Source organism: Pseudoalteromonas sp. MMG024 (assembly GCF_021654175.1).
Classification (GTDB): Bacteria; Pseudomonadota; Gammaproteobacteria; order Enterobacterales; family Alteromonadaceae; genus Pseudoalteromonas.
In genome coordinates this window covers 202718-224818 of the sequence record NZ_JAKFZO010000005.1, presented here as the reverse complement: position 1 = coordinate 224818, position 22101 = coordinate 202718, and the positions used below count along the sequence as shown (strand labels likewise).

Annotated in this window: 18 protein-coding genes and 1 riboswitch; of the genes, 9 read left to right on the top strand and 9 right to left on the bottom strand. The window is 42.0% G+C overall.

The window, feature by feature from the left end:
- Position 1: 1 nt before the first annotated feature.
- The 6 genes from L1068_RS06860 to ilvG form a co-directional block, all read right to left on the bottom strand.
- A complete protein-coding gene (locus tag L1068_RS06860) occupies positions 2–1177 on the bottom strand; it encodes a methyltransferase (RefSeq protein WP_237129618.1) in 1176 nt (391 codons plus the stop codon).
- 106 nt (positions 1178–1283) lie between these two features.
- A complete protein-coding gene (gene ilvA / locus L1068_RS06855; RefSeq protein ID WP_237129617.1) occupies positions 1284–2831 on the bottom strand; it encodes a threonine ammonia-lyase, biosynthetic in 1548 nt (515 codons plus the stop codon).
- Positions 2831–4687 carry a dihydroxy-acid dehydratase gene (gene ilvD / locus L1068_RS06850; RefSeq protein ID WP_237129616.1) on the bottom strand — a complete coding sequence of 619 codons (1857 nt, stop codon included), beginning with the start codon at positions 4685–4687 and terminating at the stop codon, positions 2831–2833. Before ilvD ends, ilvA begins: the two co-directional genes overlap by 1 nt.
- 64 nt (positions 4688–4751) lie before the next feature.
- Positions 4752–5666, bottom strand: a complete 915-nt coding sequence (locus L1068_RS06845) for a branched-chain amino acid transaminase (protein ID WP_237129615.1) — start codon at positions 5664–5666, stop codon at positions 4752–4754.
- Positions 5667–5691: 25 nt separating this feature from the next.
- Positions 5692–5940, bottom strand: coding sequence for an acetolactate synthase 2 small subunit (ilvM, locus tag L1068_RS06840; protein WP_010561632.1), 249 nt, complete (start codon positions 5938–5940; stop codon positions 5692–5694).
- Positions 5937–7586, bottom strand: coding sequence for an acetolactate synthase 2 catalytic subunit (gene ilvG, locus L1068_RS06835; RefSeq protein ID WP_237129614.1), 1650 nt, complete (start codon positions 7584–7586; stop codon positions 5937–5939). Before ilvG ends, ilvM begins: the two co-directional genes overlap by 4 nt.
- A 529-nt stretch (positions 7587–8115) precedes the next feature.
- Between ilvG and L1068_RS06830 the strand changes: the two genes are divergently transcribed.
- Together L1068_RS06830 and L1068_RS06825 are read left to right on the top strand one after the other, a co-directional pair.
- On the top strand, positions 8116–9012 hold the full coding sequence (locus L1068_RS06830) for a TraB/GumN family protein (protein ID WP_237129613.1): 897 nt from the start codon (positions 8116–8118) through the stop codon (positions 9010–9012).
- Positions 9013–9103: 91 nt separating this feature from the next.
- Positions 9104–9724: a hypothetical protein gene (locus L1068_RS06825; RefSeq protein WP_100914240.1), complete on the top strand. Its 621-nt coding sequence runs from the start codon at positions 9104–9106 to the stop codon at positions 9722–9724.
- Positions 9725–9773: 49 nt separating this feature from the next.
- On the opposite strand, the gene L1068_RS06820 is transcribed toward L1068_RS06825, so the two are convergent.
- A complete protein-coding gene (locus tag L1068_RS06820) occupies positions 9774–10823 on the bottom strand; it encodes an energy transducer TonB (RefSeq protein WP_237129612.1) in 1050 nt (349 codons plus the stop codon).
- A gap of 187 nt (positions 10824–11010) precedes the next feature.
- A complete protein-coding gene (locus tag L1068_RS06815) occupies positions 11011–11949 on the bottom strand; it encodes a Solitary outer membrane autotransporter beta-barrel domain (RefSeq protein ID WP_343221879.1) in 939 nt (312 codons plus the stop codon).
- Positions 11950–12124: 175 nt separating this feature from the next.
- Positions 12125–12319: riboswitch (Lysine riboswitch) on the top strand.
- Positions 12320–12444: 125 nt separating this feature from the next.
- On the opposite strand from L1068_RS06815, the gene dapA reads away from it, so the two are divergent.
- The 5 genes from dapA to L1068_RS06790 all read left to right on the top strand — a co-directional run bounded on the left by dapA (position 12445) and on the right by L1068_RS06790 (position 17512).
- Positions 12445–13326, top strand: coding sequence for a 4-hydroxy-tetrahydrodipicolinate synthase (gene dapA / locus L1068_RS06810; RefSeq protein ID WP_237129611.1), 882 nt, complete (start codon positions 12445–12447; stop codon positions 13324–13326).
- Positions 13327–13338: 12 nt separating this feature from the next.
- Positions 13339–14079, top strand: coding sequence for a 2,3,4,5-tetrahydropyridine-2,6-dicarboxylate N-succinyltransferase (locus L1068_RS06805; protein ID WP_010561625.1), 741 nt, complete (start codon positions 13339–13341; stop codon positions 14077–14079).
- A complete protein-coding gene (locus tag L1068_RS06800) occupies positions 14079–15284 on the top strand; it encodes a PLP-dependent decarboxylase (protein ID WP_237129610.1) in 1206 nt (401 codons plus the stop codon). Before L1068_RS06805 ends, L1068_RS06800 begins: the two co-directional genes overlap by 1 nt.
- Positions 15285–15286: 2 nt before the next feature.
- On the top strand, positions 15287–16399 hold the full coding sequence (locus tag L1068_RS06795; RefSeq protein ID WP_237129609.1) for a succinylglutamate desuccinylase/aspartoacylase family protein: 1113 nt from the start codon (positions 15287–15289) through the stop codon (positions 16397–16399).
- Positions 16400–16507: 108 nt separating this feature from the next.
- Positions 16508–17512 carry a phospholipase A gene (locus L1068_RS06790; RefSeq protein ID WP_237129608.1) on the top strand — a complete coding sequence of 335 codons (1005 nt, stop codon included), beginning with the start codon at positions 16508–16510 and terminating at the stop codon, positions 17510–17512.
- Between the two features lie 79 nt (positions 17513–17591).
- On the opposite strand, the gene typA is transcribed toward L1068_RS06790, so the two are convergent.
- The gene (gene typA, locus L1068_RS06785; protein ID WP_237129607.1) at positions 17592–19418 is read right to left on the bottom strand and encodes a translational GTPase TypA; all 1827 of its coding nucleotides are present in this window, start codon (positions 19416–19418) and stop codon (positions 17592–17594) included.
- A 461-nt stretch (positions 19419–19879) separates the two neighbouring features.
- Here typA and glnA point away from each other — a divergent pair, with 461 nt between their 5' ends.
- Positions 19880–21286, top strand: coding sequence for a glutamate--ammonia ligase (gene glnA, locus L1068_RS06780; RefSeq protein ID WP_237129606.1), 1407 nt, complete (start codon positions 19880–19882; stop codon positions 21284–21286).
- A gap of 225 nt (positions 21287–21511) precedes the next feature.
- Positions 21512–22042 carry a DUF4124 domain-containing protein gene (locus tag L1068_RS06775; protein ID WP_237129605.1) on the top strand — a complete coding sequence of 177 codons (531 nt, stop codon included), beginning with the start codon at positions 21512–21514 and terminating at the stop codon, positions 22040–22042.
- The last annotated feature ends 59 nt before the right edge of the window (positions 22043–22101 follow it).

Below are 22101 nucleotides of genomic sequence, written 5' to 3'. Positions count from 1 at the left end.
TTTAGGCTTTTGCCTGAATTAGAATATTCCTTGGTGTGATTTGCTTTTCACAAAACTCACTGAGTGTAACGCGGTAGCCAAATTGCTCCAAATATAAAACGCGATCTAGCACTAACCAAAGCTCAATCAAACGCCTAAAGCCATGGCGCACTAACTCAATGCGCTGCGTAATCTGACGCCGTAATTTGCCTTGCGCTAAATAAGCTGCGTAATCTATTTGTGCTGGTAAAGTGATATTTTTTTGCTTGGCAGCCCACGTACAAAAATCGCTAAATTCACCGGTGAACAACGCTTTTTTGGCGGACGGCACCGGAAGGTAGCTATCTTTTTCAAGTACATCATCAAGCAAACAATCAAATGCTAAACGCCATACGGTTTCAGTTTCACGTAAACGTGAAATACGTTTACCTGAGGTAACCGTCTCTTGCAGTGCAAGCTTTAAATCACTGGCAGTAAAGGTAACCTGAGATTGCTTGGCAATCTCACTCATTGCAACATACTGTTCAGATTGCTGAAATAAGTGATAACAACACGGTGAAATACTCATTAATTTAGTGCCTTTGGCGACACCATGTTTAATCAGTGCTTGATGCAGCCCACCACAGGCATGAAGTGCCACTGCATGTTGTTCTTGCTGTAAATAATCTGCCGCACGTTCAGATAAAACATCCAATTCAGCCAGTTTAATATCTAAACCAAATTGCTGTGCCAACTGCTGCCCCTGCGCCACCAGTTGAGGCTGTATTTCTACGCTCTGTACCGGCACTTTGTGGGCAAAATGATATAACCGACCTAAATGCCCTTTTCCTGCACACCACTCCAGCAGGGGTAAGTTTTGCTCTGCGGTTTGCATCACAAAACTTTCTAATTGCGCAATTTTGCTGCCTTTTATGCCGTTTGTAAGCCAAAACGGAAATTCAGCTGTTTGCTTATTTGCGCTTGGCAATTGCAATAAGCTTTCAACATTAGCTAATTCAGGAATAAGATTTGCCAAGTAACGCTGCAACTCAACTTGATTGCTTTCAAGTTTTTCAACATCATCGTCAGATAACGCCAGCAGGATTTCCGTTAAATGCGGCCAAGGTATTTCGCGCGATGCAAACGCAACACATTGCCAATAGGCTTGTGTTTTAGTTAATAGCGTATCGATTGCGGTAAAAAGTGCGGTGTGAGACATCTTCAACACAAGCTAAATTTGAATAGCGCTATGATAGCAAATCTTGCTGTGATGTTCAGAATAGAAAATACCCCAATAATTGGGGCATTTAGGTAAGTTGTTTACGTTAGCTATTTGCTACCTGCGCGAGCTTTTGTGCTTTACTCGACAAAAACTGCAAATAGCACGGATTGTTTGTTTCTTCTTGATAAGCATAAGCTAAACGTTGTAAGTGCTCACTAAAGGCAGCGTTATCTTGTTCAGGCACTTCAAATGCAGCCAATACATTTCCGGTTGCGGCACCATGATTGCGATAGTGAAACAAGCTGATGTTCCAATTTGCACCTAAGGTATCAAGAAAACGCTCAAGCGCTCCTGGGTATTCAGGAAACTCAAAACGGAACAAGCGCTCTGATAGCTGCTCACCCGGTTTACCGCCAACCATATAACGCACATGCAATTTAGCAAGCTCGTTATTGGTCATATCAACAAAAGCATAGCCTTTTTCAGTCAACTCTTGTTTTAAGCTCACCAGTTCTGCTTCACCATTACGCAAGCCAACACCAACAAAAATTTCAGCATCGCCTGGACCTGTGTAACGGTAATTAAATTCCGTAATTGAGCGACCATTTAGTGCCTTACAGAAACTTTTAAAACTGCCTTTCTCTTCTTTAATAGTTACCGCTAAAAGTGCTTCGTTATGCTCACCTAGCGCAGTACGCTCTGCCACATAACGTAATCTATCAAAATTAAGGTTTGCACCTGATAAAATTGCCGCAAGGTTTTTACCTTTTGAACCCGTTTGTGCTACCCACTTTTTAAGCCCTGCGAGTGATAAACCGCCAGATGGTTCAGCGACAGCGCGGGTTGAGACAAAAATGTCCTGCATCGCGGCGCAAATTTCATCACTCGAAACGGTAATGACTTCATCACAGTATTTTTGTGCTAAGCGAAAGGTTTCTTTACCAATTATTTTAACTGCAACACCATCAGCAAAACTGCCTACGCGCTCAAGCTCCACGGGTTCACCAGCTTCCATTGCAGCTTTTAAACAGGCGCTATCTTCCGCTTCAACACCAATTACTTTAATGTCAGGTCGCAGTGATTTTAAGTAAATTGACATACCCGCCAATAAACCACCGCCACCAACCGGAATAAATACCGCATCAAGCAATGGCAACTGCTGCATCAGTTCGCGCGCAATGGTACCTTGCCCGATGATCACATCTTTATCATCAAACGGTGGCACAAACACCGCCCCTTCTTTTTCTGCAATTTCCAGTGCATAAGCATTCGCAGCATCAAAGTGATGGCCATGTAAAATAACTTCGCCACCCAGATTGCGCACCGCATTTACTTTGATTTCCGGTGTAGTCACAGGCATTACAATACGTGCTGTATGACCAAGGTGACTGGCGCTAAGCGCAACACCTTGTGCATGGTTACCTGCCGATGCGGTAACTACTTGAGAGCCTTTTGGTAACTGCTTTAATTTGTTGTACGCACCGCGTAATTTAAACGAATATACCGGCTGCTGATCTTCACGCTTTAGCCAAATATGATTGCCAAGTTTTTGTTCAAGGCTGGTAACAGGGCTGACCTCCGTTACTTTTGCCAAGGGCTCCATATTGGCTTGGATAATAGCGCGAAAATAATCGAGCTCTTGGGAGACCATTAACTGAGCTCCTCTAACTTTTTAAGGTCGCGTACCGCGCCTTTATCAGCGCTGGTTGCGAGTAATGCATAGGCTTTTAATGCTGGCGTTACGCTACGTACGCGGTCCACTGGCTTATAAGCATCTTTACCACGGGCTAATTGCTTTTCATGACGCGCGGCAAGTTCTTCGTCGCTAACAATCATATCAATGCTACGCTTGGTGATATCAATGACGATTTCATCGCCGTTTTCAACCAACGCAATTGCCCCTTGGCTAGCGGCTTCAGGCGATGCGTGACCAATTGATAAACCCGAGGTACCACCCGAGAAACGACCATCCGTTAATAGGGCACAATCTTTATCTAATCCCATTGATTTTAGGTAACTTGTTGGATACAACATTTCTTGCATACCAGGGCCGCCTTTTGGCCCTTCGTAGCGGATGATAACCACATCCCCTTTTTCGATTTGACCACCTAAGATGCCGTCAACTGCGTCATCTTGGGATTCGAATACTTTCGCTGTGCCCTTAAATACCAACATGCCTTCTGCAACACCGGCAGTTTTAACGATACAACCGTCTGGCGCAAGGTTGCCGTAAAGTACCGCTAAACCACCATCTTGACTAAACGCATGTTCAACACTGCGAATACAACCATTTTCACGGTCTAAGTCAAGTTCAGGCCAACGCGTTTCTTGGCTCATTGCTTTAGTGGTGCGAATACCTGCAGGGCCCGCTTTATAGAATTTTTGCGCAGCGCTATTGTCAGAATTGGTTGCATCCCACTTTTCAATTAATTCGCCTAAGGTGCCACCAGCCACATGGCCTGCATTTAGTTCTAACTTGCCTGCTTTACCAAGCTCGTTAAGAATACCCATGATGCCACCAGCGCGGTGCACATCTTCAATATGATATTCAGGTGTTGCTGGTGCTACTTTACATAAGAAAGGTGTTTGACGTGACAGCTGATCAATATGGGTCATATCAAAATCAACGCCCGCTTCTTGCGCTGCGCCGATGATATGTAACACGGTATTTGATGAACCACCCATTGCAATATCGAGTGTCATAGCATTCATAAACGCACTGCGATCGGCAATATTACGCGGTAATACTGAATCGTCTTCATCGCGATAATAACTGCGACATAAATCGACAATACGGCGACCTGCTTCCACATAGAGTTGTTTACGATCTTTGTGTGTTGCTAATGTTGTACCGTTACCAGGCAGCGCTAAACCAAGCGCTTCTAATAAACAGTTCATTGAGTTAGCGGTAAACATACCTGAGCACGAACCACAAGTTGGGCAAGCACTACGCTCAACTTGATCGGAATCTTCATCACTTACCGATGGATCAGCACCTTTTACCATGGCATCAACTAAATCCAGCTTGATATCAATTTCAGCAAGGCGCGTTTTACCCGCTTCCATTGGACCACCCGATACAAAAATCACCGGAATATTTAAACGAAGTGCAGCTAACAACATTCCTGGGGTGATTTTGTCGCAGTTCGAAATACACACCATAGCATCAGCACAGTGAGCATTCACCATGTATTCAACAGAGTCTGCAATTAGGTCACGTGAAGGCAATGAATACAGCATACCGCCATGACCCATAGCGATACCATCATCAATCGCAATAGTATTAAATTCGCGCGGAACACCGCCTGCATCACGAATGGTTTCTGCCATCATTTCACTTAGTTGATTTAAGTGAACATGACCCGGTACAAACTGGGTATATGAGTTCACCACAGCAACAATGGGTTTACCAAAGTCTTTATCTGTCATCCCTGTTGCACGCCACAATGCACGAGCACCAGCACGTTTACGACCTTCAGTTGTTGTTGCACTTCTTAATTTTGCCATGGTTTACCTCATTTTAGGGCTCAGCCCCATTCCTCATTCCCAATAAATATGTCGTGTTTTTCTATTATTCGTTGATTAGTGTTAACCAGCCATTTTCATCTTCTGTTTGGCCTTTCACTAAATCAAAATACGCCTGCTGTAATTGCTCGGTGATTTCACCGCGCTTACCTGTACCAATTTCAATTTGGTCTACGCTACGCACTGGTGTTACTTCTGCTGCTGTGCCTGTCATAAAGAACTCATCTGCAAGGTAAAGCGCTTCACGCGAGATTGATTCTTCACGTACTTCAAAGCCCGCTTTTTTCGCAAGATACATCATGGTATCGCGTGTTAAACCTGGCAGAATTGCGGCGGTTGTTGGTGGCGTATAAATTACGCCGTTTTTAACAATAAATAGGTTTTCGCCAGCACCTTCACTAAGATAGCCATTTACATCAAGTGCGATACCTTCAACGTAACCATTACGTTTTGCTTCACCTGAAATTAGCTGCGATGACAAATAGTTACCACCAGCTTTTGCTGCTGTTGGCATGGTATTCGGTGCTAAACGGTTCCACGATGAAACACACGCATCAACGCCCGCTTCTAATGCGCCATCACCTAAATACGTCCCCCATTCCATTGCAGCAACGGCAACGTCTGCTTTATGAGATTTAGGATTCACGCCTAATCCCACATTGCCTAAAAACGCAAACGGACGTAGATACGCATTTTTTAAACCGTTTTCATGTACCGCTGCTTTACACGCTTCATTAATTTCATCAGCTGTGTAAGGGATTTGCATACGGTAAATTTTTGCTGAATCAAATAAACGCTTGGTGTGGTCTTGCAAACGGAAAATAGCTGGACCATTTGGCGTTTCGTATGCACGCACACCTTCAAATACTGAGCTACCATAGTGCAGCGCATGGCTAAGTACGTGAGTAGTTGCTTGTTCTTGTGGGATAATTTTGCCGTTGAACCAAATTAAATCTGACATTCTGTAAAACCTTAAAAAATAATAATTAGCTAGTTGCTGCTATCGATTGTTGTTCAAGTATTTCAACTTGGTTTACTTCAACTAACTTTTTTAATTGTTGTGTTAATAAATAAATAGGTCGATCACTGTCTACCATCATATTTACAATATACTTTTCTTCGCTAGTCTCAATGTTCATTGAGGTTAAATTAAAACCGCGGTGGCGTGTTACACGTAAAAACCGCTCTAATGCGATACTTTGTTGTTTCACTTCGATTGATAAGTTGTGCTTCATTTTGCCACCTCAGTTAGCATTTGGTCGTTCGCGGCGCCTGGCGGGACTAATGGCCAAACATTCTCTTTATCATCTATACACGCGTGAAGAATATATGGGCCTTCACTCGCCACTAATTTATCTATCGCAGCATCTACCTGATTTGCATGGGTAATGGTTTCACCCGGAATACCAAAAACAGCGGCTAATTGTACAAAGTCAGGATTATCTGAAAGATTTGTTTCACTGTAGCGACCATCAAAGAAAAGTTGCTGCCACTGTCTAACCATACCTAAACGCTGGTTATCTAAAATAAGTAGTTTAACGGGTAAGTTGTTACGACGAATTGTGGCCAGCTCCTGAATGTTCATCATGATTGAACCATCGCCAGAAACGGTTAATACAAAATCGTTAGGACGAGCTATTTGCGCACCGATTGCGGCGGGTAAACCAAAGCCCATAGTGCCTGCACCGCCGCTGCTTAAATGATTACTTGGATGTGAAAACGTCATGTGTTGCGCAACCCACATTTGATGCTGACCAACATCGCAGCACACCACGCCATTATTTGGCATTAAACGGCTTAAACGGTTTAATAAATAAGGGGCATATACTTTTTCACCAGGATAGTCATAGCGCCATGCATACTGCTGTTGCATGTGACTAATATGCGCCAACCATTCTGGATTACTTTTGTGTATCGCTAAATGCGGTAATGAATCTTTTAGATCAGCGACCAGTGAGGCATTAACTGGTTTACGCTTACCTACCTCAGCAGCATCAACATCTAAATGAATAACCTTAGCTTTACTGGCAAATTTAGCAAGGTTACCTGTTACACGGTCGTCAAAACGAGCACCAATACACACTAGCAAATCGCATTCTTGCACTGCTAAGTTAGCCGCTTGACCGCCGTGCATGCCCAGCATTCCGAGGTTATAGGCATAATCAGGCGTCACTGAACCTAGCGCTTTTAATGTGCTGACAGCAGGCATATTAGTCGCTTTTAAGAATTGCATAAGCTCATCTTGTGCATCTGCCATTTGTACACCGCCACCCACATACGCCAGTGGTTTTTTCGCTTGGCTTAGTAGTTCATTAGCTTTGGTTAGTTCCGATTGGCTCAATTCAGGTTTGTAGTCGTCTGCCGCAAGCCAAGGGTGATAGTTAACAGCGCCCATTTGGATATCTTTCGGAATATCAACAAGCACGGGGCCTGGTCGGCCTGACTGCGCTAAATGCATCGCTTCTTGTAAAACCTCAGCTAAATCTTCAGCTCGTTCTACCATGTAGCTGTGTTTAGTACAGCTCAGTGACATACCTAACACATCGACTTCTTGAAAGGCATCTGAGCCAATCGCTGCGGTAGGTACTTGGCCGGTAATTGCAAGCAGTGGTACAGAATCCATCATGGCATCGGCAAGTGCAGTGATAAGGTTTGTCGCGCCAGGGCCTGAAGTTGCAAAACAAACACCCAGTTCGCCTGTGCTTCTTGCGTAACCAACAGCGGCAAAACCAGCGCCTTGTTCATGACGGGTTAGGTAGTGGGTAACAGGCGAGCCATACAGCGCATCGTAAATTGGCATAATCGCACCACCAGGGTAACCAAATACCTCTTTCACGCCATGTTTGGCTAATAAATCGATTGTTAACTCTGCACCTGTCATTTTCTCTACCCTGTGATGTTTACTACTTGCTCATTTTTTTACTGCCAAAAAAAAGCCCCCGGACTTTTCAGTTCGGGGGCTCTCTCAATGCTTAACTTATGCTACAGCACTACGAAGCCCCCGCGGTAATAATAATCACCACGTTAATAATTAGGACTAGTACGTTTACTGTTTTAAACATGTGTTTAAGCAACCATAAATTCTTTACAAAAATAGCCAAGCGTTCGTCTGCTTGGCTTCTTTTTTATTAATATCGTTTATGAGTAAAAAAGTCAATCAAGAAATCTATGCATTTTTAAATCAATAGAATTAACTTAAAACCAAGATAAGCATAAAAAAACACATAAAAAGAATAAAAAATCCATTTTATACAATTTTAAAGATTATGTATGCTAAGACTAAAGCTTATTTGAATATCGCTTTATTTTTAAAAGTCTTATAACTTTTTTGTTAATAATTAGGCAAAGACTAATATTGCACTATCAAGTACACTGATACGCAAAATTAATTATTAACGCAAGGATCTGCAATGCGACTTTTCTTAATTACGCGAATACTGCTACTACCCATTTTATTACTTGGTTTAGCTCAACCAGTATTTGCAAACAGCAATATCAACCCAAGTCTTTGGAAAATTGAAAAAAATGGCGTGACATCTTATTTGCTTGGCACTGTGCACTTGGGTGATCAACAAATGGCGGGATTACCTAGCTACGTAAAAAGCGCGATTGAAAAAACCGATAAACTGGTTGTTGAGGTTGATCTATCAAAGGTGAATCCAATTGAACAACAGCAAGTAATGATGAACTATATGCTGCTCCCTGCAGGTAAAACATTACAGTCAGAGCTATCCGCTAAGAATTACAAAGCGCTAAGCAGTTATATGGCGAAGTTAGGCCTTGGTATGGAGCTTTTTCAGCAGATGCAGCCCTTTGCTGTAATGCTACAGATCACCCTAATGGAATACCAAAAAGCAGGTTATCAAGATTCCTTTGGTATCGACAAGCAAGTAATGAATGTCGCGCAACGTTTGCAAATTCCAATTATGCAACTAGAAACGCTAGAGCAACAAATGAGCATGTTTAAAGGGTTTAGCAAACATAACAACAAAATGATTGAAGACGGTTTAAAAGAACTGGCTGATATGGATAAGTACTTTAATCGTCTGATTGGTAACTGGAAACGAGGCAACGATAGCGCACTTGAAAGCTACTACCGCGAGACCTTTACAGGTGACAGCTACAGCGCGCTAACCGAAAAAGTACTGCTTACTGATCGCAATAACAACTGGGTAGATCAGTTAAAGGCTTCCCTTACCAAACACCCACATTTTATTGCTGTTGGCGCACTTCATTTATACGGTCCACAAGGTCTACTAAAGCTTCTTGAAAAGGAAGGATTTAAACTCTCGAAAAAAAATAAATAATTTTTTAAACCTTTTTAATTGATGCCTGCGTCTAACTAAATAACAAACAGTTAAAACTGATTAAGCGCAGTCATCAAAAGGAATAATCATCATGAAAAAATTAGCGTTAGCAATGACATTAATCGCCGCAAGTATCTCAACCAATCTGTATGCTGGCGATGAAAAACGTATCACTGAAACTCTTACATTAAACCAAGGCCAAAATCTTGAAATTGATTTCCCTGTGGGCAGCATCGAAATTATCACAGTAGATAGCAACGAGCTGAGCATTGAAATTGAAATTGAAGGCAAAGACGAAGGTTGGTTTTCAAAAAACCGTGATGTATCAAATGTAGAACTAAGTAAACGCGTTCGTGATAACCGCATTTCACTTGAAATTGACGAAGAAAACTTAAGTCAAGAATGGGTTGTAAAAGTACCAAAGCATGCAGCGATCGACATTGAGATTGGTGTTGGCAGCATTGATGTAGAAAAGCTTGAAAACTCACTTGAAGCAGAAGTAGGTGTTGGTTCAATTCGTGTCGACACAGTACTTGATGACTTTAAGCGCATCGAACTATCAACGGGTGTAGGCGATACTAGCATCAAAGGCTTTAGTGGCGACTTAGAAAGCACACGTAATATTGTTAGCTCTGAAACACGTTACTCTGGCGCAGGCGAGCACAGCATTGAAGCCGAAGTAGGTGTAGGTGATATTAAAGTGCGTAAATAAAATATGCAGCAAGTAATAAAAAAGGCGCGCTAAGCGCCTTTTTTATTATTTAGATTTTTTGTTCACCGTGAACATCGGCCAATGTAAACTGGGCATTGGTATCGCCAAAAACATACACAGAACAACTTCCCCAAGACTCAGGAATTTGCCATTTATTGCCTGATTCAACTAAAAATTGTGAATGATGATTATCACAACGCACTTCAAGATTAGTTAAATTACCAACCACATTATCAATGATAAAAGCACTGCGTTCGAGTTGATAGCTCCAAAAATCACGCTTACTTATTTGTGCATTAATAATAATTGGTTTGTCACTTTTTAAATACGCAGTTACTTGATTGTAGTAAGGCGAAAGCATCGCTAACTTTTCATTTTCAGGGTAATGCCTTTTAAGTGTTGCAAAAATCGAACGCGCATCACCATACTCCTGTAGTTCTACCGCTAAACTAAATGCACGTGCAGCAAGCGAACTGTATTGCGCTTCCTTTTGTAAGTCGTCATAAGACAACACTTTTTGAATTGCCGCGAGCTCTGCCTTTGGATTGGTATTTTTTTCGGCAATAAGCGAGGTAAGAATTGAATAATACATATCTTCATAGGCATTCCAACGACCTTTTTCTTCGATCTTCTTCGCTATTTCTTCGGCCTCGGCGACTTTATTTTCCTCTAAAAAAACCATTGCCGAGCGATATTGCCTAAAGAACCACTTTGAAGCACCTTTGGGGGCATTGCTTAATTTAAAGTCCAATTGTACTTGATTTCGACATTGCTGAATTGGCTTACCATCTTTAGTGGCTGGTGAATATTTCCACTTTTTGATTGAACGCAGTGCATACTTTTCAAATGCCTCATTAGAGGAATCTTCAACAATAATATTAGATGTTGAACCATCTGGTTCGACTACAAAACTTAGTTGTACCCAACCTTCTTTGCCGTTACGCGCAGCATTGATTGGATATTTAGGCGGCTCACGTTTAATTGCCTCAGCATTGACAATGGTATTTATGTGAAGTTGTTCGGTTTTGTTTGCTAAATCAGATGTATCAGCTGCACTCAAGGCACTTGCAGACAGCGTTATAAGCGGTAATAGAATCATTATCTAAGTCCTTTTATATTTATGGCGTTAACCAACTCTTTGCGTCTATATTCAAATATCGTGCTGTATAGATGAAGTGCTAATAAGACGGAATTTGTCTCATAGTGTTACGCTGCATCGATAAATTTAGGCCTAGTCAACATGGCTTCTAGCCCACTAGAATAATAACGATTACAGTGAGTTGGAGTTACTCTTCGTTGAAGTAGATTACAATACTGCCGCCACTAAGTACACTACCCTCGTTGTAATGCAAGCCAATACCGATATTATCAAACCAAGATGTCCACGGCCGAGTGTCAATTAATAAACCGCCACCGTACTCGTAATAATGGCCTGTGCTAAAGGCGCTACGTGCGTCCCCACCCAAATCAACACGTTGAAATTTAAGGTAGATTGACTCGGTATGTTTTAACTTTTGGTCGAGCTTTATGGTTGCCCTAACGCTATTCGCAAAATACCAACCTGATGGGGTTGAATCACGTGTTGCATCATCACCACCAAACCCTTTACCAAAGAAGTGGTTATAACTCGACTTAACGAGCCAATGCCCCCAACGACTGGCTTTTCTGCGACTGAGAGTTAACCCCATATCAGTTAAAACTGAGTTTGCAGTTGTATTAAAATAAATACCTTCCACTTCTGCTTTAGCGGCACGACTTTCAGGGCTGTTGTAGTCATGAATATTGTCGTAATGCATCACATGCGCACCAATTGAGCCTTCTAACAACCAATTATCGTAACGATACAGCGCTGTTTCATAATCGGCATAAGCGGTGAAGATTTGATCATGGCTATCGTCGGGAATGGTCACATCATCCAGCAATATTTCTTGCGATTGTGAAATATAAGAAAAGTGCGTGTTTATGCGTGAATCTTCGTCTAACGTGTAGGTATAAGGCAGTGCAAATACTTGTAGCTGAGTTCTTAAATCAACACTTTTATCGCCTGCATCATCTCCGAGTTGCTCTAAAATATTAACCGGGTCAAAATTACCAAAGCCAAAGCGCACTACGTCAGAGTCACTTAACACAACCGACGACGCAAATGATTCCTCATAGGCTTTTTTCACCGATGCATCGCATGGCAAGCTTATAAAAACGCACAACAGAAATACTAACTTTCTCACAACTAAAGATTTTTACTTAATTTCAAGGGCAATAGCCGCTAGTTATATCATTAAACATCATGCGATTGCAGTGCTCTAAAATAAATTTTATTGACATTTAGACGTCCAAAATGTTTCAATTGCCGCTCAATCACCCTATTTTACGTTAGTGGCTATTTAAAATAGCGGCTAGCTTAGGGCTGGAAGAGGTGCGTTATTCAGGTAGTTCAGTTGAGGGGAGCAAACTCCAAAGACACTGAATGAGGGGAATTAACGCCGAGAGATAAGCTTTTTTGCTGATAACTTATCTCGGGCGCTTGGGCTGAATCCCGGCGACTGTCACCAATTACTTGTATTAAGTAAATATGTTTGGTGGAGAGCTTCTGGTCTTAGAAAAATAAGGCCATTCGCCTTATCTATTTTTTAAGTCCATTGCTCTTCGAATTTTTAGTTGTTCGAAGCTGGACTGAGCCTTTCTCTTATCCCTTCTTCGAACACATATTAAGTTCGCTAGAGATGAAATCACAATTTAATTTAACGCAGTACCCACTTTGGACTGCATTAGTCACCCCCTTCACTGAGACAGGTGAAGTTGACTATGACAATCTTGCGCAATTAGTAGCAGATCAACAAGATGCCGACAATGGCATTTTATTACTCGGCAGCACAGGTGAAGGTTTAGCATTAACCATCGCAGAGCAGCAGCGAATCGTGCGTTTTGTCTGTGACTTATCACCGACGGTACCTTTGATGGTTGCGGTAGGCGGGGTCAACTTACCGCAACAACTTGAGTGGTTAGAATTCTGTAACCAACAACCGATTGACGCACTATTACTAGGTTCACCACTTTACGCTAAACCTGGCATTAAAGGCCAAATTCAGTGGTTTGATGCATTACTCAGTGCCACAGAACTTCCTTGCATGTTGTATAACGTACCAGGACGCAGCGCCGTAGCACTTGCTCCTGAACTGTTATCAGCACTAAGTCATCACACCAACTTATGGGCTTTAAAAGAAGCCAGTGGTGACATTAGTAAATTTGAAGTATTTAGAAGCAGCAATCCTAATGTAGCTATTTACAGTGGCGATGATGCCTTAATGCCATATTTTGCCCAAGCTGGCGCAAAAGGTTTAGTATCGGTTGCAGCTAACGCATGGCCTAAACAAACCGCAGAGTTTGTTCGCAGATCGCTTTTAGGCACACCAAACCTGTTTACTACTTGGAGCGACGCGGTAAATAGCTTATTTGAAGTAGCTAACCCTGTGCCGGTAAAAGTGCTAATGCACCAACAAGGCAAGCTCAACACCCCAAATTTACGTCCACCGCTTACCCATCATGAGCTGGAATCACCTGCAGCAATTCTCGCTGCTAATCAAACAATTTTATCCTGGAATTAAGAGAGAAGTACTATGAACTGGCAAGAACTATTAAAAAACCTAGAAAACGGCACCTTACGCGCGGCAAACCAAGATGAAAATGGTAACTGGCACGCGAACGTTGAAGTTAAAAAAGGCATTTTAGATGTTTTCAAAAATGGTACTAATACTGAATTTCCAGGTGGATTTGTAGATAAAGATAACCTTGCTGTACGCGGTTTTTCTGCACAAGAAGGTGTACGTATGGTGCCAGGCGGTACGAGTGTTCGCCCAGGTGCCTATGTTGCAAGCGGCACAGTAATTATGCCACCAGCCTATGTGAATATTGGTGCCTACATCGACACCGGCACTATGGTTGATAGCCATGCATTAGTAGGCTCATGTGCTCAAATTGGTAAAAACGTACATTTAAGTGCTGCAGTGCAAATTGGCGGTGTATTGGAGCCTGTTGGCGCAAGCCCTGTAGTAATTGAAGATGATGCATTTATCGGCGCAGGTTGTGTCATCGTTGAAGGTGTGGTCGTTAAAAAAGGTGCGGTACTTGCACCAGGCGTGCGTCTTTCTGCAACTATTCCTGTTTATGACTGTGTAAATGAGCGCGTATTAGAAAAAGGCGAACCAATTCCAGAAAATGCGATTGTTATTCCTGGCTCACGCCCTTCATCAAGTGAATGGGGTCGTGAGCAAGGCTTAAGCATGTCATGTGCCCTTATCGTTAAATATCGTGATGAGCAAAGCGATGCGTCACTAGAACTTGAAGAGGCTTTACGTTAATGAGCTTCTTGAGCACACAACAGCGTCATGTGCTGGCTGAACTATGCCAGCAAAACGATACTCCCTTTTATGTTTATGATCTCGATAAACTAGAAGCGCATTTAACCACGATAACATCTCAAAATGTGGTGAAGCTATGGTATGCCGTTAAAGCCAATCCGCTATCAGAGATTATTAAAACGTTAGATAAATGCGGTTTTGACTTTGATGTAGCCAGCAGTGGCGAGCTAAATCAGGTATTAGATCAAGGCATAGACGCAAAACGTGTGCTCAACACTGGACCTGCTAAATCGAAAAAGCAGATCCAACACTTTCTCAGCAAAGGTGTTCGCACCTTTGTTGCTGAAAGTCATAATCAAGTGGCTTGGCTAAACCAAGCTGCTAGCGAACATAACATAACACTGCAAATTTTATTGCGGGTGCAACTGCGCTGGCCAGACAGTGAGAAAAACCCTCTTGGCGGTGATAGCCTCACCCCTTTTGGTCTCGGCATTGAGGATTGGGCTACATTAAATATTACGGACTTTCCAGCGCTCGACTTTGCTGGGTTACATATTTTCCAGTGGGGTAATATGCTCAGCAGTGACAAACTTGCTGAACTATGGCGAGCCATGATTGCACCACTACAAAATTTAAGTGCACAGCTTGGATTTAAACTACGCATTTTAGATTTAGGCGGTGGCTTAGGTATTCCTTACACAGCAAATGATGAACACTTAGTATGGCCGCAATTATTAGATGCGCTCGATAACATCAAACAGTCTGTTGGCTGTGAAGAGCTGTGGATGGAGCTCGGCCGTTACGCCGTAGGCGAAATTGGCTTTTACGCAAATCCAGTTATTGAGCAAAAACAAAATTATGGCGCTAATCAACTCATTGTCGCTGGCGGCATAAATCATATTTTACGCCCTGCGGTGACTAATCAAGCATTTCCAGCCGAATTACTTCGCCAATCAAGCGAAGCGACTAAATCATTTTTAGTACATGGGCCACTTTGTACAGCACTGGATAGCCTTGGTGAGTTTTCGTTAGCGTCAGATATAAATGAAACGGACTGGCTGATCTTTGCTCAGTGCGGAGCATATGGTTTTACTGAAAGTATGCCGTATTTTCTGTGCCACGAACTGCCAGCCGAATACACCTTAAAACAAGGCCAAATAAGCTGTGTAAGACAGCCAGAAACTGCCGATTATTACCTGAGGTAGCCATGAACCAAATAACACAAGAAAATATTCAAGTGGGTGAGATTGCCAATGGCTTACCACTGACAATTCCTGTTTATCGTCTTGAAGGAAACGGCTCAGGACCAAATGTGTATATTCAAGCGAATATGCATGGCGCAGAAGTACAAGGCAACGCGGTGATATATCAGTTACTTGAAAAACTGAAGCACGAGACGTTGGCATCAAACATTACCTTAGTGCCTTATGCGAACCCAATTGGTTGTAATCAAAAGTCGGGGGAGTTCACTTTGGGTCGTTTTGATCCGATCACGGGTACTAATTGGAACCGTATGTATCAAGATCACTCACATCTTGTAAATGACTTTGTAGCTGAGTTTATCGACGCCGATATTGAAACCATTAAACGTGAATTTCAACAACGCTTAATCGATACTACGAGTGCTATTTTAGATGGCCCGAGTTATGCGCTAAATACAGGGAAACGTATTGCTCTTAACTTACAAAAATTGGCACACCAAGCTGATATAGTGCTCGATTTACATACCGGACCAATTTCAGCTAAGCATTTATATTGCCCAAATTATGCTAAAAACAGCGCGCGCTATTTCGATATTGAACATGTTTTATTAATTCCAAATGAATTTGACGGCGCGATGGACGAAGCCAATTTTTGCCCATGGTGGCAATTAAGTGAAACGTATCAAGCTGCTGGACGAGATATCCCTGTGTTGGTTGAAGCCTTTACCGTTGAGCTTGGTTCACAAGAAAAAATTGATCTTAGCGAAGCTGAAAACGATGCAAATAGCATCTTAAGTTATTTAACCTATAAAGAAGCGTTGCTTGACTCACAGTTTAAGCCACAACCAATTACGCGCTATGCATGTTACTTAAATGATTATCTAGCGTTCTACGCCCCTATGGGTGGCATGGTTGAATACACCGCAGAGTTAGGCAGTCATATAAAAGCTGGCGATACCATTGCCAAAATTTTACGTATGGAGCGCTATTTGTCTGAGCAGCCACTAAATGAAATTGCCCTAGAGCAAGATGGCATAGCAATTTTGCACTTTGCTTCAGCCAGCGTAAATCAAGGCACTGAGCTTTATAAATTTTTTACAAACTACTTTGAATTGTAACAGTTGCGTGAGAAGTCCCCTTTGGGGCACAAGGCGGCAAATATGCCGCCTTTTTTATGTTTCTAAAATGGTTATAATAAAAGCTCACTCATTTTAGGGATATAATTAATGCGCCTTTTAGCTTCTAGCTTAATACTCTCACTGGCCAGCTCGCTTGCATTTGCAAACGAAGACACTTCCGAAAAAGAACTCGCCAAGCAATGTATTCTTAACGAACTTGCTGCGGGTGATGATTCGCAAACGCTTGCTGAAGTTAAGAAAAAGTGTTTGAAAATAACAGATATGGATGACATGTCGGCAATTGATAAACGCGTTATCCGAGAAAAAGTTACCACTAATAACCCCAATGTAATTACGCCACATAATCGCAACTATATTCTACCGGTGACTTACATGGATCGCCCCAAGAACACGCCTGCAGAAAACGACCCTAACCTCAAAGGTGCGCCTTTAGATGAATTAGAGGCTAAGTTTCAACTTTCGTTAAAAGTGCCGCTATACCAAGTTAAGTCTGATATCGACCAAGCATTTTATTTTGGTTTTACCATGCAGTCGTATTGGCAACTCTATAATAATGATATTTCATCACCATTTCGTGAGACCAACTATCAACCTGAAGTATTTTGGATGAACTTACTGGACGATGAAAATCGTTTATGGGGTGACGAAATGGGTATAGTGCTTGGTTTTGAACACCAATCAAATGGTCGCAACATTCCCCTTTCACGTTCATGGAATCGAATTTATGCAAACCTGTTTTGGGAGCAAGACGGCTTTGTCTTTAGCTTTAGACCCTGGTACCGCATCCCTGAAGAAGAAAGACGCAACGAAGATGACCCAACTGGTGATGACAACCCAGATATTGATGACTACATGGGACACTTTGAGTTTGCAACGATTTATCGCTACGAAGAACATGAGTTTACCGTAATGTTACGCAACAACTTAAAGTCAGAAAACAAAGGTGCTGTACAGCTTGATTGGTCATTCCCTGCGTGGGGTCGGTTACGAGGTTACGCGCAATATTACAATGGTTATGGCGAAAGCTTGATTGATTACAACCAGCACATTGAACGCTTTGGTGTGGGTATTTTATTAACTGACTTTTTATAACTCCTAACTATTTCGTTAAATTTCAAACATAAAAAAAACCAGCCGAGGCTGGTTTTTTTATTACAAAACGAAATCGCTATTAGGCTTTTTTCGATTCGCGGCTAGCACGCTTGCGCTCGCTTTCAGTAAGAAGTTTCTTACGAATACGAATGCTTTCAGGCGTTACTTCTACTAGTTCATCGTCATCAATAAACTCAAGCGCTTGCTCAAGAGACATAATGATTGGTGGTACAAGGTTTTGCGCTTCATCAGTACCTGATGCACGAACGTTAGTAAGTTGCTTACCTTTAAGCGCGTTAACTGTAAGGTCGTTATCACGAGCGTGAATACCGATGATCATACCTTCGTATACTTCTACACCGTGACCGATAAATAGTTTACCGCGGTCTTGTAGGTTGAATAGTGCGTTAGTAAGCGCTTTACCTGTTGCGTTAGCAATAAGTACACCGTTCTTACGCTGACCAATGTTACCGCCTTTGTGAGGGCCGTAGTGATCAAACGTGTGGTACATTAAACCTGAACCAGACGTTAGTGTCATAAAGTCAGTTTGGAAACCGATTAGACCACGTGAAGGCATCATGAAGTCCATACGAATACGGCCTTTACCATCTGGTGCCATATCAGTCATTTCAGCTTTACGCAGACCAAGTTGTTCCATGATAGAACCTTGGTGCTCTTCTTCAACGTCAACTGTTACTGTTTCGTATGGTTCTTCTAACTGACCATCTACTTCACGAAGGATTACTTCTGGACGAGATACTGCAAGTTCGTAACCTTCACGACGCATGTTCTCGATTAAAATACCTAGGTGAAGTTCACCACGACCTGATACGCGGAAGCTATCTGGGTTATCTGTTTCTTCAACACGTAATGCTACGTTGTGAACTAGTTCAGCTTGTAAACGCTCAAGAATGTTACGTGAAGTAACGAACTTACCTTCTTGACCTGAGAAAGGTGAAGTATTTACAGAGAACGTCATAGTTACTGTTGGTTCATCAACAGAAAGTGCAGGAAGTGCTTCAACTTGGTTTACATCACATACTGTGTCTGAGATTTTAAGCTCACCCAAACCTGTAATTGCGATGATGTCGCCAGCTTGCGCTTGTTCAGCTTCGTGACGATCAAGACCTAAATAAGTAAGTACCTGGCCTACTTTACCGTTACGCTTAGAACCATCAGCACCAACAATTGTTACTTGCTGGTTAACTTTAACCGTACCACGCTTAATACGACCTACACCGATAACACCAATGTATGAGTTGTAGTCAAGCTGTGAAATTTGCATTTGGAATGCGCCTTCAGGATCGGCATCTGGCTTTTCTACTTGATCAACAATTGCTTCAAACATAGGTTGCATGTTTTCTGATGGTGAGTCTAGATCTAACGTTGCCCAACCATTGATTGCTGACGCGTAAATAACTTGGAAGTCTAACTGGTCATCAGTTGCGCCTAAGTTATCGAAAAGATCGAATACTTGGTCCATAACCCAATCAGGACGTGCACCTGGCTTGTCGATTTTGTTGATAACAACGATAGGCTTAAGACCTAATGCAAATGCTTTTTGCGTTACGAAACGCGTTTGTGGCATTGGACCTTCTTGTGCATCAACAAGTAGTAATACTGAATCAACCATTGAAAGAACACGTTCTACTTCACCACCGAAGTCGGCGTGTCCCGGAGTGTCCACGATATTAATGTGGTAATCATTCCACTCGATTGCTGTATTTTTAGCTAGGATTGTAATACCGCGCTCTTTCTCGATATCATTTGAATCCATTACACGTTCTTCATTACCGCCACGTGTTTCTAATGTACCTGATTGCTCAAGTAGCTTATCAACTAGTGTTGTTTTACCGTGGTCAACGTGCGCGATAATCGCAATATTACGTAATTTTTCGATACTCATATTTTTACTCAAGTTAGTGCTCTGGATAGAAGCTACGGATTATCTAATAGGCACAATACCCATCAAAGCCCGCTAAAAATCTAAGCTAAACACCTTTTATATCATCTTAATGATGACCTAAAAAGGGTCTGCGCCTGCAAAAAAGTGGCATATTATCCCCTATTACTGTGACAGATGAAAGTTTAGACAGAATAAAAATAGCTGATTTTTGCGATATTTTTGTCACATTACTGGTTTATTTTAAAAAATCGATTTTGGCCTTGCGATTTTAGCCGTGTTTTCTAGACTTTATCGCGCACCATATCAGTGCAAGCAAGGATCTTTTTGGTGCATCAAAATGGTGCAGAGTAAATTTAATTTACTAAAAATCATTAATATTCATTAAGTTATAAAACTGGCACAAAAGCCGCTTTATAAACAGCGATTTCACAATTAAAAACAACACACGGTTGGAGGACTATATGTCACACACGGTTTTACAGTTTATCAAGGAAAACGACGTTAAGTTTGTTGACCTACGTTTTACAGATACAAAAGGTAAAGAGCAGCACGTTTCTATTCCTCATCACCAAGCTGACGAAGATTTCTTTGAAGATGGTAAAATGTTCGATGGTTCTTCAATTGCGGGTTGGAAAGGCATTAACGAATCAGACATGGTATTAATGCCAGATGCAGATTCAGCTAAACTAGACCCTTTTGCTGAAGAAGCAACACTAATTGTACGTTGTGACGTAGTAGAGCCTTCAACACTACAAGGTTATGAGCGCGACCCTCGTTCTGTTGCTAAACGCGCAGAAGAATACATGCGTTCAACTGGTATCGCAGATACTGTACTTTTCGGTCCTGAGCCAGAATTCTTCCTATTTGACGATGTTAAGTACAAAACTGATATGTCTGGTTCTATGTACAAAATCGATGCTGAAGAAGCGTCATGGAACTCAGACAAAGACTACGAAGGCGGCAACTCTGGCCACCGTCCAGGTGTTAAAGGCGGTTACTTCCCAGTAGCACCAGTAGATTCATCACAAGACTGGCGTTCAGCTACTTGTCTAGTGCTAGAAGAATTAGGTCAAGTTGTTGAAGCTCACCACCATGAAGTAGCGACAGCTGGTCAAAACGAAATTGCAACTCGCTTCAATACAATGGTAATCAAAGCGGACGAAATTCAAGAAATGAAATACGTTATTCACAACATGGCTCACCTTTACGGTAAAACGGCTACATTTATGCCTAAGCCAATTGTTGGTGATAACGGTTCAGGTATGCACTGTCACCAATCACTTGCTAAAGATGGTCAAAACATCTTCGCTGGTGACAAGTACGGCGGTCTTTCTGAAGAAGCACTTTACTACATCGGCGGTATTATCAAGCACGCTCGCGCAATCAATGCATTTGCGAACGCGTCAACTAACTCATACAAGCGTCTAGTACCTGGTTTTGAAGCTCCGGTAATGCTTGCATACTCTGCACGTAACCGTTCTGCATCAATTCGTATTCCAGTTGTACCATCAGCAAAAGCACGTCGTATCGAAGTTCGCTTCCCAGATCCGACAGCTAACCCATACTTAGCATTCTCAGCAATGTTAATGGCTGGCCTTGACGGTATTAAAAATAAGATCCACCCAGGTGAAGCAATGGATAAAGATCTATACGATCTACCAGCTGAAGAAGCCGCTGAAATCCCAACTGTTGCAGCTTCATTAGACGAAGCCCTTGCAGCACTTGATGCTGACCGTGAATTCTTAACTCAAGGCGGCGTATTCACTGACGACTTAATCGATGCATACATCAATCTTAAGAGTCAAGAAGTAGAAAGATTAAACAGTACAACTCACCCAGTTGAGTTTGAAATGTACTACAGCGTGTAATAATTTCACGCCTTCCAGAATCAATTTATTGTTTCAATGTGTGTTCCTAAGCCCGTTCTGCGGGCTTTTTTTGTGGAAAAATGAATATATATATTATACATTTATACTATCTGAACCTTATCATATTGTTTCGCTGGGTATTTTGTAGCTAGTTTTTCTGTAAAACAGGCGAATTTTTCCGTTCAGTACTAAAATAAAAACAACATATCTAAGCAAGGAGCTGATGTGGCTTTTAGAAGCGCGCTGCTATCACTTTTAATTTTTATCATGTTACTGCCGGTAACAAACGTCGCTGCGAAAGAAATTTATATGTGGCGCGATGAAAACGGTGTTTTAGTATTCTCAGATACGAAACGTCCGGGTGCAAAAGTGATCTCTTTAGCTGACGATAAAACAACCAGCATGAAAAAAGCGGATACATCTATCTTTGATAAACCGGATGACCCCAATAAAAAAATAGAATACGGTGTTGAGATTGTATCGCCAAGTCATGAAGAAACAATTCGTGATAACACTGGCTCTCTCCATGTTTCTATTAGAATAACACCAAGCTTTAATCCCAAATATAAAGCACAGCTATTGTTTAATGGCAAACGTAACACTCCACCGCAATCCAAATCGGTTTTTGTAATGCGTAATGTGGACCGCGGCGCACATACAATTCAAGCGCAACTATTTGATGAAAAAGGTAATGCTGTTGCGACCAGCGAGCAAATCACCTTCTTTATGCACCGCGCAAGCAGTATCGCAAAATAACTCTCTAAATAAGCTCATTGCGGAACGCTTCTTGCTTTTTCTAATTAAACATCAATTTA

Bases quoted from the DNA above. Each gene is read 5' to 3' on its own strand.
- ilvD (WP_237129616.1), bottom strand. From the start codon at position 4,687: ATGGCAAAATTAAGAAGTGCAACAACAACTGAAGGTCGTAAACGTGCT.
- L1068_RS06825 (WP_100914240.1), top strand. From the start codon at position 9,104: ATGAAAAAATTAGCGTTAGCAATGACATTAATCGCCGCAAGTATCTCA.
- L1068_RS06805 (WP_010561625.1), top strand. From the start codon at position 13,339: ATGAACTGGCAAGAACTATTAAAAAACCTAGAAAACGGCACCTTACGC.
- glnA (WP_237129606.1), top strand. From the start codon at position 19,880: ATGTCACACACGGTTTTACAGTTTATCAAGGAAAACGACGTTAAGTTT.
- L1068_RS06845 (WP_237129615.1), bottom strand. From the start codon at position 5,666: ATGTCAGATTTAATTTGGTTCAACGGCAAAATTATCCCACAAGAACAA.
- dapA (WP_237129611.1), top strand. From the start codon at position 12,445: ATGAAATCACAATTTAATTTAACGCAGTACCCACTTTGGACTGCATTA.
- L1068_RS06820 (WP_237129612.1), bottom strand. From the start codon at position 10,823: ATGATTCTATTACCGCTTATAACGCTGTCTGCAAGTGCCTTGAGTGCA.
- L1068_RS06830 (WP_237129613.1), top strand. From the start codon at position 8,116: ATGCGACTTTTCTTAATTACGCGAATACTGCTACTACCCATTTTATTA.
- ilvM (WP_010561632.1), bottom strand. From the start codon at position 5,940: ATGAAGCACAACTTATCAATCGAAGTGAAACAACAAAGTATCGCATTA.
- L1068_RS06800 (WP_237129610.1), top strand. From the start codon at position 14,079: ATGAGCTTCTTGAGCACACAACAGCGTCATGTGCTGGCTGAACTATGC.
- typA (WP_237129607.1), bottom strand. From the start codon at position 19,418: ATGAGTATCGAAAAATTACGTAATATTGCGATTATCGCGCACGTTGAC.
- ilvA (WP_237129617.1), bottom strand. From the start codon at position 2,831: ATGGTCTCCCAAGAGCTCGATTATTTTCGCGCTATTATCCAAGCCAAT.
- ilvG (WP_237129614.1), bottom strand. From the start codon at position 7,586: ATGACAGGTGCAGAGTTAACAATCGATTTATTAGCCAAACATGGCGTG.
- L1068_RS06790 (WP_237129608.1), top strand. From the start codon at position 16,508: ATGCGCCTTTTAGCTTCTAGCTTAATACTCTCACTGGCCAGCTCGCTT.
- L1068_RS06795 (WP_237129609.1), top strand. From the start codon at position 15,287: ATGAACCAAATAACACAAGAAAATATTCAAGTGGGTGAGATTGCCAAT.
- L1068_RS06860 (WP_237129618.1), bottom strand. From the start codon at position 1,177: ATGTCTCACACCGCACTTTTTACCGCAATCGATACGCTATTAACTAAA.